This is a genomic window from Pseudomonas sp. SA195, assembly GCF_054131565.1.
In genome coordinates, this window is the sequence record NZ_CP096392.1 from 2,573,062 (window position 1) to 2,586,033 (window position 12,972).

12 protein-coding genes are annotated in these 12,972 nt (G+C 61.8%); 8 read left to right on the plus strand and 4 right to left on the minus strand.

The window, feature by feature from the left end; genetic code table 11:
* Positions 1–126 precede the first annotated feature (126 nt).
* From M1D78_RS11795 to M1D78_RS11805, 3 genes are all read left to right on the plus strand, one after another.
* The gene (locus tag M1D78_RS11795) at positions 127–261 is read left to right on the plus strand and encodes a hypothetical protein (RefSeq protein ID WP_437422826.1); all 135 of its coding nucleotides are present in this window, start codon (positions 127–129) and stop codon (positions 259–261) included.
* Positions 262–336: 75 nt separating this feature from the next.
* Positions 337–714 (plus strand): YgaP family membrane protein, encoded by a 378-nt coding sequence (locus tag M1D78_RS11800; RefSeq protein WP_437422825.1) that lies wholly within the window; start codon positions 337–339, stop codon positions 712–714.
* A gap of 147 nt (positions 715–861) precedes the next feature.
* The gene (locus M1D78_RS11805) at positions 862–1,053 is read left to right on the plus strand and encodes a hypothetical protein (protein ID WP_437422824.1); all 192 of its coding nucleotides are present in this window, start codon (positions 862–864) and stop codon (positions 1,051–1,053) included.
* A gap of 280 nt (positions 1,054–1,333) precedes the next feature.
* Here M1D78_RS11805 and M1D78_RS11810 read toward each other — a convergent pair whose 3' ends face one another.
* Together M1D78_RS11810 and rfbD are read right to left on the minus strand one after the other, a co-directional pair.
* Positions 1,334–2,500: an NAD(P)-dependent oxidoreductase gene (locus M1D78_RS11810; protein ID WP_437422823.1), complete on the minus strand. Its 1,167-nt coding sequence runs from the start codon at positions 2,498–2,500 to the stop codon at positions 1,334–1,336.
* Between the two features lie 112 nt (positions 2,501–2,612).
* Positions 2,613–4,646 carry a dTDP-4-dehydrorhamnose reductase gene (gene rfbD, locus M1D78_RS11815; RefSeq protein ID WP_437422822.1) on the minus strand — a complete coding sequence of 678 codons (2,034 nt, stop codon included), beginning with the start codon at positions 4,644–4,646 and terminating at the stop codon, positions 2,613–2,615.
* Between the two features lie 349 nt (positions 4,647–4,995).
* Between rfbD and M1D78_RS11820 the strand changes: the two genes are divergently transcribed.
* From M1D78_RS11820 to M1D78_RS11830, 3 genes are all read left to right on the plus strand, one after another.
* Positions 4,996–5,358, plus strand: coding sequence for a hypothetical protein (locus M1D78_RS11820; RefSeq protein WP_437422821.1), 363 nt, complete (start codon positions 4,996–4,998; stop codon positions 5,356–5,358).
* 19 nt (positions 5,359–5,377) lie between these two features.
* Positions 5,378–5,692, plus strand: a complete 315-nt coding sequence (locus M1D78_RS11825) for a hypothetical protein (RefSeq protein WP_437422820.1) — start codon at positions 5,378–5,380, stop codon at positions 5,690–5,692.
* 143 nt (positions 5,693–5,835) lie between these two features.
* The gene (locus M1D78_RS11830; protein WP_437422819.1) at positions 5,836–7,017 is read left to right on the plus strand and encodes a hypothetical protein; all 1,182 of its coding nucleotides are present in this window, start codon (positions 5,836–5,838) and stop codon (positions 7,015–7,017) included.
* 179 nt (positions 7,018–7,196) lie between these two features.
* Here M1D78_RS11830 and M1D78_RS11835 read toward each other — a convergent pair whose 3' ends face one another.
* Positions 7,197–8,543, minus strand: a complete 1,347-nt coding sequence (locus M1D78_RS11835; protein WP_437422818.1) for an esterase-like activity of phytase family protein — start codon at positions 8,541–8,543, stop codon at positions 7,197–7,199.
* A gap of 121 nt (positions 8,544–8,664) precedes the next feature.
* On the minus strand, positions 8,665–9,489 hold the full coding sequence (locus tag M1D78_RS11840) for an aldo/keto reductase (protein ID WP_437422841.1): 825 nt from the start codon (positions 9,487–9,489) through the stop codon (positions 8,665–8,667).
* Between the two features lie 531 nt (positions 9,490–10,020).
* On the opposite strand from M1D78_RS11840, the gene nirB reads away from it, so the two are divergent.
* Both nirB and nirD read left to right on the plus strand, forming a co-directional pair.
* Positions 10,021–12,594: a nitrite reductase large subunit NirB gene (gene nirB, locus M1D78_RS11845; RefSeq protein WP_437422817.1), complete on the plus strand. Its 2,574-nt coding sequence runs from the start codon at positions 10,021–10,023 to the stop codon at positions 12,592–12,594.
* Positions 12,594–12,971: a nitrite reductase small subunit NirD gene (nirD, locus tag M1D78_RS11850; RefSeq protein WP_437422816.1), complete on the plus strand. Its 378-nt coding sequence runs from the start codon at positions 12,594–12,596 to the stop codon at positions 12,969–12,971. Before nirB ends, nirD begins: the two co-directional genes overlap by 1 nt.
* Position 12,972: the final 1 nt, after the last annotated feature.

The window sequence follows — 12,972 nt, forward strand, 5'->3', positions numbered from 1 at the left end:
AATTTGCGGTAGCGATGTCTGACTGTCAAGCCTTGGCTATTCAGGTGCGCCTCGCAACTCCGTTCATCCGCGCCGGAGAACAAACAGCCGAAGTACGGTGCCTATCGAAAGACAGCGAGGTGACCTATGAACAGTACCGCCCACACGAACAGCGACGACCAGCCATCCCCCGACTACGACGAATATGGCGATGTGCCCAACTCTGGCGACACCACCGGCACCGATGAGCGCCCGGATTTGGACGAAAGCCCGCTGGGGTAGCTCTCGGCTCGCTGGGACCAGACGACGCACGTGGCGCCGTCCCGCATCCGCCTAAACTCCGACTGAGGAAACGATATGACCAGACTTTTCGACAAGACCGCGCCGCAGAACGTCCACGGATGGGAGCGCACCGCGTCGCTCGCGGGTGGACTGATGTTGGTGGGCAAAGGGCTGCGCCGTGGCGGCCTCGGGGGAATGATTCAGCTCGCCATGGGCGGCATGGCACTCGCCCGAGGCATCAGTGGGCGTTGCGAGGCGAAGCGCATTCTTAGCGAAACAGGCACGAACCATGGGGCCACGTTGAGCACCACACAACAGCGTGCTACCGAGAAACAACGCTATGCCCACATGCCACTCGACTCCGAAGTGCACAGCCCTGACTTCGAGCAGCCGCAGGTTACGCTGCCGGACACGACGCCGATGGGCCACGAAACGCATGCTGGCCGACCATGACCGCGCGCACAAAAAACGTGGCGAGTGGCCTGTTTCGTTAGTGCGCGCAATGCTCCCGCCGGACGGTCATTGCCGGCCTTTTGACGGCATGCTATCTATGCGCCGAAATACCGTCACATCCCGCAACATTCTTGGAGCAGCGCGCAAATGGACGTAACAACAGTAGATTCGCAAGACGCCGTTCAGTGGGGAGTCGTGTACTCGTACGGCAGTGTGCTCACCCTGTTCGAGACCGAGCAGGACGCGCTGAACGAAGCGTCGACCTTCGGTGGCGCAGTGGTTCAAATGGCGCGCACTGTGTGGTCCGCACTTTGCGAACCCGCCTCGTCGGAGCGTTGAACAACCGCAAGCTGCGCCAGTAGCTTTTGCTCACGCGAGGGCCACGCCGGCTAACACCGGCGAGCCTCGTGAGAGCGTCACGCGGTGAACTGAGTGCCTGGCGCCTCGTTTCTTACAGGACCAGGCGCGACCTGCACGGACGGCAGGGGCTCGAGCGGTTTTACCGAACAGCTAGAGGGCCGCGTCTCGTGGTGGTAGGGCACTAGCCCCAAGCCGCAATGGCGCAGTTCGAGGTAGCTATAGCCGTCGGCCCAGATCTCCGCCCCGCCGCCCATTCGCTTCATTGCGCTACTTGCTGCATGGTCAGTTGGCTGACTGCGGGCATTTCGGGACGGGCCTTCAAGCGTTCCCGCTGCTGCTGCACGATATCCAGCGCCCGGCTTGGCAGCAGTTCGACATCGTCGAAACTGATCATCTGCCCAGGCTCCACCGCACGTTTGAGTACGGTATTGCGCAACAAACCGATCGGTACATGGTCTGTCTCGTCTGCCAGGCGTATCGCTTCGCCACGAACATCGAAGCCACCAATGCCACGCTCGATACTCTCGCCCGGCTTCATTTCGCGCTTGGCGATGGCCGCGACCCCGAGGGTCGGCGACACGGAGTTGTTGAGCAGCACACCGCCACCTGCGAGCACTCGCCGTACGGTCTTGCCGACTTCGAGCGAGCAGAGATGGAATGGCCGTGTCAGCACGTAGTAAGGCCCCCTTCCAAGCTTGAAATATTCGATCGCGGGCGCCTGGTTCTCGTCATGACGGCACACGAGGAATACACCGCCCGCCGGATATCCGCTGGGAATGACATAGTCCACGATTGGCTGGCCGAGGCCGTCGGCAATCAGTCCAAACACATGGGCGCTGGTGTCCAGGCTGGTCGATGCCAGCCCTTCGAGGCCCGGGCGTGAGATGGTCGCGCCGAAGCCATTACCCACCACGACCTGTTCGATCTGCACCTTGGTGCCGTCGGTGAACGAGGTGGTCTGGGTAATGCTTGTGCCCTGTTTGGCAGACCAGAATGCCATGTCCTCACGGCTGGGGTTATGGTTCAGGTAGCCTTTCATGTTGCCGTAGACCAGCGGGGTGAAGCCCATCTGCAGGGCGTCTTCGCGAAGCGCGGCCAGGGAGCCAGGCTGGTCACCTTCCGCTTCGGTGATCAGTCCCTGCCCGGCAAGGTAGGAGCCGGTAGTCACCTGAAGTTCGGCATTGACGGTTACGACCGGAAGTCCGGCCTCGAACGCACGCTCCACAACCTCGGTACCGTAGAACACGTCGCCCGAGCACTCGACGATGATGTCCGAGTGTTCGACCAGGTCATCGATTGAGTTGGTCAAGGCGCCCGGCAGCGGGAATCTGCCTAGCTCATCGAGCTTGCGACGCGTCAGCACCCGGCTGATCACGACATCCTTGTAGTGCTGCATGATCAAGCGGACGAAACAGTGCGAGATCATCCCTGTTCCTGAAACCCCTATTCTTTTAACCGTTGCGTCGCTCATGACACGTCCCTTCCAATTTGGATTTTCGTCGGACCGAAACATCCTGAAAAAGTTTTGCTCCGGATGCTTAACTGCGCAGCGCGGTTTGCGTTACCGCCAGCTGGGCGGGGTTGTCGCCGATGCTGAACGGATAGGCCTTAAATGGCACACGGCTAGGCGCAGGGCCTGCCGGCACGCTCGGCCGATCACTCATAAGCCGGATGACATGGTGCAATTCTTCGCGCCACGGTTTGGGCCGGATGCCGAAGGTGGTCTCGATCAGGCTGCAATCAAGCACCGACCAAGCTGGCCTTGCTGCTGCGCGCGGCAGTTGCTCGCTCGTCACCGGCAGCACGCGTGGCGCCTGCTCGATCAGGCCGGCGATTTCCGCTTCATGGAATATCGCCGTAGCGAAATCGGCCCAGGAGCACCAGGACGCACCACTGTAGTGATATAGCCCCCACTGCAGCTGACCGTCGCGGCAATAGCGCAGGGCCAACTCGATCAGCACGCGAGCCACACTGCGTGCGCGGGTCGGGCACCCCAGCTGATCACTGACGACCGAGACCTCGCCGGTCTTGCTGCCGACGTTGAGCATGGTCTTGACGAAGTTGTTTCCGTGCTCGCTGTAGATCCAGCTCGTGCGCAAGATGAGATGGCGATCCAGCGTCTCGGTGATCGCGATTTCGCCTGCCCGCCGCGTCTTGCCATAGACGCTGCGCGGCTCGGCTGCATCGGTCTCGCAATATGCTGTCGCCCCTTCGCCATCGAAAACGTACTCACTGGAGAGGTGAAACAGCGGAATGCCCCGCTGCTTCGCCGCCTCGGCCAGGTTGCGTGCACCGTCGCGGTTAACGGCCTCGGCCTTCGCCACTTCAGCCTCGGCATGGTCGAGGTTGGTATAGGCCGCCGCGTTAATGATAAGAGCCGGCTTGTGCAGCTCGATCGCGCGATGGATCTGTGCCGGTGAGGTGATATCCAGCTCCTTATGCGTCAAGCCGATCGCTTCGAGCCCGAAGCTGGCGGCTTGGTTGACGACGCAATGCCCAACCTGGCCAGCCGCGCCGCATACCAGCACGCGCATGTTGCCGTGGCTCGCCCGGCCGACTTCGTCTTCCTCCGAAGTGACGGCCGCAACAGGTCGCTCAGCCGAGCCGACAACCGACGGGCCTTTCGGAGTCAACTCCCGAACGCTCACACCCAGCGCTTCGACCGACGCGTCTGCCGCTTCCGGCGAAGGGTTGAAGTTCAAGCTCTCTCGCAAGCCGGCAAAAACGATACGAGCCTTGCCATGCTGACCACGGGCGAACAGGCGAGCTACGAAGAGCAAGCGAGACAGCGCCAGGCGAAGGACGCGGCGTGTGCGCGAATAGCGCCGGGCAATGTACAACTCGTTGCGCACCAGATGCTTGTGCAACGCAATCCGCGCCGGGCTCTGCTCACGCATGATGTCCAGCGCACCGCTGACCTGACGCAAATGCAGGACGCGGCTGGCCCCGACGATATAGCCAGGGGCATCCTGCGTGATGCGCAAGGTGTATTCCGTGTCGTCCCCCCACATGAACATTTGGGCAAGGGGCAGCCCATAGCGCGTCAGCGAGGCGCGTGGAACCAGGATCGAGACATAGGTCGCTGGGCGGACCGGTACCAGCCCGAGATCGAGCATGGCCGGCCAGTTCTCATACGCGATGCCGTTCGGGCGCACGTCAACCTGCGGCACATTGGTCAACTCGCCCGATTCGGTATACGCACGGGAAATAAGGAAAGAACGGGGCTGCTCTCGAGCCGCCAGCTGGCTGTCCGCTTCGAGCAGTTTTTCCAGCGCATCCGGTTCGGGAATAACGTCGTCGTCCATCATCCAGACGAAATCAGCGCCCATCTGGTAGGCGAGCCGGAACCCGGCGCTGAAGCCACCGGAAGCTCCAGTGTTGCGCGAAAGCACGAACACCTTGAGATTTGGCAGCTGCGATTCGAGCAGCATCTCCTCGGTGCCATCGTTGCTTGCGTTGTCGACGACGATGATCCCGTCACACGGCCGGCTTTGAGTACTGATGCCGTCCAGGCAGCGTTTGAGCAAATCCTTGCGTTTGTACGACAGAACGACTGCGTATATCTGATCCATTAGGGCGCTCGGCATATTCAACAAGGCGGGAATTCGTTTTTCGTCAGAACAGCCATGGCCCAAGACGATCATCTGGCCTGGCGGCTGCTGATCGGCGCATGGGCAAAGGGCCATGGCGCTCTGCTCAGACCGGTTCGGACGAACGGGGTTCAGTAATTTGCAACGAAATATGGCGGGACGTGGTCGGGGCTGACTTGGACGAGGTGAAATACGCCGTTTTGCGGGCGATTCCATGCCTTAAATACTTGCTGCGAGGCATTCTGGCCAACCCTATCCCCTGCGGCCATCGCTGCGAACTACTCCGGCGCACCCTGTTCACATGCTGTACAGAGCAATACGGAGATGCAGGATGAAACCGCTCCTTTTACCCCTGGCCTGTCTGGCGCTCGCCTTGCCGATCCACGCACAGGAAACGCAGGTCAAAACACGCTTGCACGGGATGCAGATCAAAGTCGAGGAACTGGGCGTGCCATCAGCCTCGTCGGACAAGGTCGATCTGGAAGGTGTTCAGGCCATCAAGGTGAATAACCACGACCAGGAGATCGCTTCGTGCCAATTCCACGCACTACCGGAGGAGACCGTCATGACGGCGACCCCAGCAGTGTCGGTAAATCCAAACGAAGAAGTGGTTATGCGCATACCTGGTAAATACTCAGCTGGAGGGCCCGTTGCGCTGCTGGAATGCAAACCCGAAGGCGTATCAGCCCGCTGAATACAACGAGGAGACCCACATGCGCAGCCCACTTTATATCTCGCTAGCTATCGCAGCGCTGATGGCGGCACAACCCGCCGCTGCCCAATGGCCGGCTGGCACCCCAAGGGAAGACACCGGTGCGCGCCCGAGCCCGATGGGCAATCCAACGCCGCAGGAAAAACTCGAAACCCATCGCAACGAGCAGGGCCAGATCGTTACTGAAGACGGTCGCATCGTCCAAGGCATGCCAGAGCATGACTCGGTGCCCAACCGGAACATGCACCGCACTGAACAGGAAACGCTCACTGCCGACCCACCCCATGCGTCAGCAACGCCAGGAGAACTTGAATAAGGCAGGCGCATAACACTATGGCGCCATCCTTTATGGTGCGATGACGAGGCCTGGCGATCCGGCCATGCCGCTACGCGGGCGTTCGTTTGCTAAAAACGATCGTCACGCCGTTTATCAGTGAACCGAGACCAGGAACCCGTTCAATGCGCCGTTTCTTGCGAGCCGTGCGGCTGATGGCTGTGCCCATGCTCGGCCTTCTGGCAGGCTGTGCCGGCACCGAGCGCCTCGCCTCCGCGATGGCGACGATCAATCAAGATTACAGTCGTCTGCAGGATGAGGCTTTGTTGCTGAACATCGTCCGCCGCAGCGCCAACCTTCCTGCTCACTTCACGACGGTTACGACTATTCGCGGCCGCAGCCGGCTATTCGCGGGCGCGAACATGACGCTGCCATTTGGTGGCGAAGCACCATCGGATTTCAGCTTTAACCCGCACCTGTCTGTCGAGCAAGGGCCGGGATTCGATGTATCTACCCAAGACAACCAAGAGTTCTACCGCGGATACGTTGCGCCCATCAGCACCACGTCACTGGCCTTCATGTTGCGTCAGGACTATCCAGCGGAGCTGATTTTGTCGCTCTTTCTCGAGCGCGTGCAGATCCAACGCCCTGGCAAGACCGAGCGCTATTTCAATAACCCATCGGCGCCTGCTGAGTTCGCTCGATTCCAGAAAATGATCAACCGCCTCGTCGATCAGGGCATCACGATGGAAACGGCATTTCTGGTTAGCCGATACGGGCCAGAACTTGAACTCAAGCAAGCACCATCGATTGACCAATTATTGTCAGCACGCAAGGAGAAGCTGATCGTCAGGGCCAACGGCAAGAATCGCTACGAGCTCACCGAGTCTATAGAAAGTGCTCGGTTCTGCTTCATTCGCCCTCGCGAAGAACTTTTTAAACATGCCCGCTGCGAGTTGGAGAGCCTGAAAGAGTTCAAATTGGGTGACCCGGACTTTTTTGGCAGTGTCGGTGAGGGGCGCGTGTTTTTCGAAGCCAAGGGGATTGGAAAGGTGGAGCTGCACACGCGGTCGTTGGCAGAGGTATTCGACTACCTTGGCGAATGCGTTCGCGAGCAAGAGGCGCGAGGCGCGTCATTGACGATCAGAACGCCAGATGGCGAGCAACCCATCATTAGAGTCGAGACAGGCATGACCATGGACGCGGTCGTTAGCACTGAATTCGCTGGCGACCATTACTCGATCCCGAAAGGGCGGGACGGAGGGCAATCGGGGGCCGTACTTTCGATGGTGTCGCAGTTGCTAGCCCAAGCACAATCCGTCAAAGACATGCCACTCAACAATACAATCAACCTCATCGGTCAGTGAGCCACCGACCTCTAGTGACTCGCTGACTAAACAAAGCTCGATCGAGGTTCTAGTTCGTCGCTAAGCGGTGCCGTCTCGAAAAGGCATGCGAACCCAGTATTCTGGAAGCGCAAGGGAAGACCCGGGGCCGGTTGGGCCCGCTGAAGGCGCCCGCTAACCGGACCCGAGCCTAGTTCTGGCTAACGCTGGTTCAGGTTGGCTGCCATATCGCAACGGCGCGCGGTCCGCTCCTGCTGCTGGTGGGGCGGGCGCACACCAGGAATAGGTCTGGCCAGGCGAATCTTCAGAAACTCGGTTACGTCCGCCGCCAGTTCACGACCGCCACCGCCGGGGAAATTATTGTCGTTGGTGACGAGCAGCGTGCGCGAGTCCAGCGGCAGCACGCTCTCGATGGTCACGTAGGGAAAGGTGAACAGACGCTGGCCATCGCGGTTGAGGTCGTCGGGATCGTCCAGACGCATCAGATCGACCAGCTCAGTCTTTTGCACGGTGCCGCCGCTCGCAACGTTACGCGTGTCGATCAGGTAGATGCGCTTGAAAGGCTCGCCACGCGTCGCGGTATCGCCGTTGCGTTCGATGACGAGAAAGCGGGTGTCGTCGATGGCCGTCATGTCGCCGATCGCATGGTTGGCTGCCTGCAAACGGTAGAAGTAAACGCGGCCGGTGTAGCGTTCCGCATCGATATCGAATTCGTTGATGCGCAGCGTACCGGCCGGATCGCCGGTCACGGTTTTTTCGAGCAAGGTGTAGAGGCGGTCGCCGCGAGGGTTGATCGCCATGCCCTCGAAACCGCCCGAGCTACCCAGGTTGGCCGTGGCGCGGCCTGCAAGCACGTCCGCGTGTTGTGGCGCATAGACGCCAGGAAGCGAAATCGCACTGCGCTGTACCGTTCCGGAGGCATCGGTTTTGATCAGGTACGGCCCGAACTCGTCGCCAAACCACATTGCGCAGTGTTTGTCGCGCCGCACGGACTCGACATCCAGGTCGGCTCCGGTCAGCAGCCGGCCGAACGCGATATCGCCGTCGACGGAGGGCTTGGAGCCGTCGTTGTAATAGAAGCGGTAGTCGGCCTGGATCGGCAGGCCCAGCTTCTGGTTGATGTCGTTCAGGCCCAGGCGTGACGGCGCGATGAAGCGGGCCAGCAGCGTCCCGCTGCGGTAGTCGCTGGCGCTTACCTTACCGCTGCCGCCGCTGGCAGTACGGAAATCGGGCCGTACGCTGTACAGGCGCAGCAGCGTATCTGCCGAGTTGTCCTGGGTGCCGAAGCCGTTGTCAGTCATGACGATGAAGTTGTTTTCATCCGCGCCCGGCAGGATCGCGGAAAAGCCCTGCACCGGCTGGCGCCCATCGTAGGGCGGCGTGAAGGTGCCATAGGGATTGCCGGAGGCCATCTGGCCGGATGTCGGGCCGTCGGAAAAGGTGTCGGCAGGCATCATGGCCCAGCCGACCAAGGTGTTAGTGGCGGCCATCACGGGCGTGGACATCGCGGCGGCGAGTGCCAGGACCAACGGCTTCGGGATACGCATCGGACTTTCTCCATGAGCGGGGGCCGCGGGGAGTCGCGGCGTCCGGCACACCTTATGCCGCCACTGTGTCAAGCAGATGGCGAACCCGAGCCGCGTCGCCAATTACTCGACACGCTATTGATCAGGCGACGGCATGCCCGCGCGCCGCTTCGGCCAGGTAGTACCAGGTCGGCCGATCCAATTGCAGCGAAGCACCCTGCACCGCTTCCTCGATCCGCTCCCAACGCAGGCTGCCAAGAATTGGAACTGGGCGCCCCGGCAGGCAGCGCAACCAGGCCAGGGCGACCTGGTTGGGCGTCGCGCCCAAATCCAACGCTACCGTATCGAGAGCCCGTTGCAACGGCGCGGCAAAGCGGCCTGCTGCCATCGGTGACCACGCCAGCACCTGGATGCCTTCGCTCTGCAGGCCATGCAGGCGGCCATCCCAAACAGACGCTTGCGCTTGTAGAGACAGCTCGATCTGGTTGCAGCGGATCGGCAGTTCGCGAGCCAGCACCTGGCACTGCAGCAACTCCGCATTGGATACACCGAGCCAGGCGACTTTGCCGCTGGCAACCAGATCATCCAATGCGCGGGCGACCTCATCGACGCGCAGCAACGGATCGGGGCGGTGCAGCAGGAATCCGTCCAGCCTGTCGACGCCCAGGCGCCTCAATGAGCCCTCCACCGCCGCCGTCAGGTAGCCAGCCTCGGTGTTGTAGTGCTTGACCGACCACCGAGAGCGGTCCTGCTCAGCCGGCACGATGTCGGCCTTGCCGATCAGCTGGATCTGCCGCCGGAGTTCGGGTTTCAAGCGCAAGGCGGCACCGAACTGCGCCTCGCATTCGCCACCCCCATAGATGTCAGCATGGTCGAAGCCGCTGACGCCGGCCTCGACGCAGCGTTCGATGAATGCAAGCAGCGCCTCCGGTTGCGACAGCTCGGGGTATTGCGTCAGGCGCATCATGCCCAGCAGCACGGGTTGTTCGATGATGGTGTTCACGGGTCCTCCAGACGTCAGCTCGACGCGCGCTCGGCGAACGGGCCGGCCAGGTGGATTACCGACCGAAGGCGCGCGGCAAAGTTCTCGCCCGCACGCCCCAAAAAAGTGATCAAGCCAGGGCATCGCACCTTTATAGGTCAGGGCCGCGCAAAGGTGGGCCAGGGCAAGCGCGTCGCCTTCACATTACGCAATGGCCCTTGAAGCCTTGCGGATATTGGTTTTGCGAGCCCTGCTGCCCTGCCTGCGATCGTCTGGCATGCAACCTGCACTGTCAGCTGTAACGCCTGCCAACTGATTTGGCAGCGCACCCGCGGTCAGCGAAGACCATCTGCCTTGAACGGCGCGGGACAGGTGCAACGGGCAACGAGGCTCGAACAGTCACCTCCACAACCTACGAATACCAGGCAAAGGCGCCTGGAGCTGCCCGACAGCTCCAGGCGCCTTTTTGATTTTGTACGACGACGCCGCACCGCGGCTTCGACGGAGGAACCGGTCATGAACGCAATCGTCACACCGCTCAAGAGTGAAACGCTGGTCGTCATCGGCAATGGGATGGTAGGCCACCACTGCGTCGAGCAGCTGGTCGAACGCGGCGCGCTAGGCCAGTACCAGATCCATGTGTACGGCGAAGAGCGCCAGCGCGCCTATGACCGCGTCCATCTGTCCGAGTACTTCGGTGGTCGCGATGCAGACTCCCTCGCCCTGTGCGAAGCCGAGTACTACGCCGCCAACGGCGTGCACATTCACCTCGGCGTGCAGGTGCTGGAGATCGACCGCGAGCGCAAGGAAGTGGTCACCACCGAGGGCCGCCAGCCCTACGACAAACTGATCCTAGCGACCGGCTCCTACCCCTTCGTACCGCCAATCCCGGGCGCTGAAGGCAATTCGCGCCTGGTCTACCGCACCCTCGATGACCTCGACGCCATCCGCGCCGCGGCCAGCAATGCCAAGCGCGGCGTGGTGGTCGGTGGCGGCCTGCTCGGCCTGGAAGCGGCCAACGCGCTCAAGTCCCTTGGCCTCGAAGCCCATGTGGTCGAATTCGCTCCGCGCCTGATGCCGGTGCAGCTCGATGAAGAAGGTGGCAAGGCACTCAAGGCCCGCATCGAGGCGCTGGGCGTCGGCGTTCACCTGTCGCGCGCCACGCAGGAAATCATCGTCGGCGAGGAATACGCCTACCGGATGAACTTCCAGGATGGCCCTGATGGTAGAAGTGAGTATCTGGAAACCGACCTGATCGTCTTTTCCGCCGGCATCCGCCCGCAGGATGCCCTGGGCCGCAGCGCCGGGCTGGAGATCGCGCCGCGCGGCGGCGTGGTAATCAACGGCGACTACCGCACCAGCGATCCCTCGATCTTCGCCATCGGCGAATGTGCGTCCTGGAATGGCATGGTCTTCGGCCTGGTTGCGCCCGGTTACACCATGGCGCGCAACCTCGCCGCCCTGCTCTGCGGCGAACCGCACCAGCCGTTCAGCGGAGCCGACATGTCCACCAAGCTCAAATTGCTCGGCGTCGATGTCGGCTCCATCGGCGATGCCCATGCCGCCACGCCCGGCGCCAAGAGCTACCGTTTTATCGACGAAGCCAATGCCAGCTACCGGCGTTTGGTGCTTTCCGAAGACGGCAAGCGCGTCATCGGTGCCGTGCTGATCGGCGACAACAGCTACTACGACACCCTGCTGCAATACGCGCAGAACGGCATCAAACTGCCGGCCGACCCGTCCAGCCTGATCCTGCCGCTGTCCGACGGCGCACCCACGCTGGGCGCGGACGCCCTTCCCGACACCGCGACCATTTGCTCCTGCCACAACGTCACCAAGGGTGCGGTGTGCTGCCAGGTCGACGCCGGCATCACCGATCTGGGCGAGCTGAAGGCCGCGACCAAGGCCGGTACTGGCTGCGGCGGTTGCAGCGCGCTGCTCAAGCAGGTGTTCGAGCATGAGCTGACCGCACGCGGCGTCGAAGTGGATAAAAGCCTCTGCGAGCACTTCGCCCACACCCGTCAGGAGCTGTACGGAATCGTTCGCGTCGAAGGGATCATCAGTTTTGAAGAACTGCTCGCCAAACATGGCCGCGGCCACACCGGCTGCGATATCTGCAAGCCGGCCGTGGGATCGATCCTCGCCTCCTGCTGGAACCAGCCGATCACCGATCCGGGGCTGATCCCGCTGCAGGACACCAACGACACCTTCATGGCGAACATGCAGAAGAACGGCACCTACTCGGTGGTGCCGCGCATCGCCGGCGGTGAAATCACCCCGGACAAGCTGATCGCGCTCGGTGCCGTCGCCAAGAAATACGACCTCTACACCAAGATCACCGGCGGCCAGCGCATCGACCTGTTTGGCGCCCAGCTGCACGAACTGCCGGACATCTGGGGCGAGCTGATCGAGGCTGGCTTCGAAACCGGTCATGCCTACGGCAAGTCGCTGCGCACGGTGAAGTCCTGCGTTGGCAGCACCTGGTGCCGCTACGGCGTGCAAGACAGTGTCGGCATGGCGCTGCGTCTGGAGGACCGCTACAAGGGCCTGCGCTCGCCACACAAGATCAAGTTCGGTGTCTCGGGTTGCACCCGCGAATGCGCCGAGGCGCAGAGTAAGGACATCGGCGTGATCGCCACCGAAAACGGCTGGAACCTATATGTGGCCGGCAACGGCGGCATGCGCCCGCGCCACGCCGAGCTGTTCGCCACTGATCTCGACGATGAAAGCCTGATCCGCTACATCGACCGCTTCCTGATGTTCTACATCCGCACCGCAGACAAGCTGCAGCGCACCTCGGTCTGGCGCGAATCACTCGAAGGCGGTCTCGACTACCTCAAGGAAGTGATCATCGACGACAGCCTGAACCTCGCCGCCGAACTGGAAGCCCAGATGCAGCTGGTGGTCGACCGCTACGAATGCGAGTGGGCCAACGCCATCAAGGATCCGGAAAAGCTCAAGCGCTTCCGCACCTTCGTCAATGACCGGCGCGGCGATCCGGACATCCACTTCGTCAAGGAACGCGGCCAGCGTCGGCCGGTGCACGCGTCTGAACTCCACCTGATTCCCGTCACCGAGGAGGTGCTCTGATGAGCCAGCCCAACGCCGTACGCATGCAACCGAGTGAAGCCGTCAGCTGGCGCGCGCTGTGCAGCCGCCGCGACCTGGTCGCCAATTCAGGCGTAGTCGCCTGGCTGGACGGGCAACAAGTGGCGCTGTTCCACCTGCCCGAAACGGAGACCGGCGAGCAGGTCTTCGCCATCGCCAACAAGGACCCGAAATCGGGCGCGAATGTCATCGGGCGCGGCATTCTGGGGCAGCTCAAGGGCGACCTCGTGATCGCCTCGCCGCTCTACAAACAGCACTTCCGGCTGGCTGATGGCAGTTGTCTGGAATACCCGGAACAGCAATTGCAAGTCTGGCCGGTGCGCCTTAACGGCGATGCGGTGGAAATCGCCGTGGCATGAA

What these genes read in the sequence shown, in the direction of transcription:
- M1D78_RS11840 (WP_437422841.1), bottom strand. Translation starts at nt 9,489, where the DNA reads ATGATGCGCCTGACGCAATACCCCGAGCTGTCGCAACCGGAGGCGCTG.
- nirD (WP_437422816.1), top strand. Translation starts at nt 12,594, where the DNA reads ATGAGCCAGCCCAACGCCGTACGCATGCAACCGAGTGAAGCCGTCAGC.
- M1D78_RS11830 (WP_437422819.1), top strand. Translation starts at nt 5,836, where the DNA reads ATGCGCCGTTTCTTGCGAGCCGTGCGGCTGATGGCTGTGCCCATGCTC.
- M1D78_RS11805 (WP_437422824.1), top strand. Translation starts at nt 862, where the DNA reads ATGGACGTAACAACAGTAGATTCGCAAGACGCCGTTCAGTGGGGAGTC.
- M1D78_RS11795 (WP_437422826.1), top strand. Translation starts at nt 127, where the DNA reads ATGAACAGTACCGCCCACACGAACAGCGACGACCAGCCATCCCCCGAC.
- nirB (WP_437422817.1), top strand. Translation starts at nt 10,021, where the DNA reads ATGAACGCAATCGTCACACCGCTCAAGAGTGAAACGCTGGTCGTCATC.
- M1D78_RS11820 (WP_437422821.1), top strand. Translation starts at nt 4,996, where the DNA reads ATGAAACCGCTCCTTTTACCCCTGGCCTGTCTGGCGCTCGCCTTGCCG.
- rfbD (WP_437422822.1), bottom strand. Translation starts at nt 4,646, where the DNA reads ATGGATCAGATATACGCAGTCGTTCTGTCGTACAAACGCAAGGATTTG.
- M1D78_RS11810 (WP_437422823.1), bottom strand. Translation starts at nt 2,500, where the DNA reads ATGATCTCGCACTGTTTCGTCCGCTTGATCATGCAGCACTACAAGGAT.
- M1D78_RS11825 (WP_437422820.1), top strand. Translation starts at nt 5,378, where the DNA reads ATGCGCAGCCCACTTTATATCTCGCTAGCTATCGCAGCGCTGATGGCG.
- M1D78_RS11835 (WP_437422818.1), bottom strand. Translation starts at nt 8,543, where the DNA reads ATGCGTATCCCGAAGCCGTTGGTCCTGGCACTCGCCGCCGCGATGTCC.
- M1D78_RS11800 (WP_437422825.1), top strand. Translation starts at nt 337, where the DNA reads ATGACCAGACTTTTCGACAAGACCGCGCCGCAGAACGTCCACGGATGG.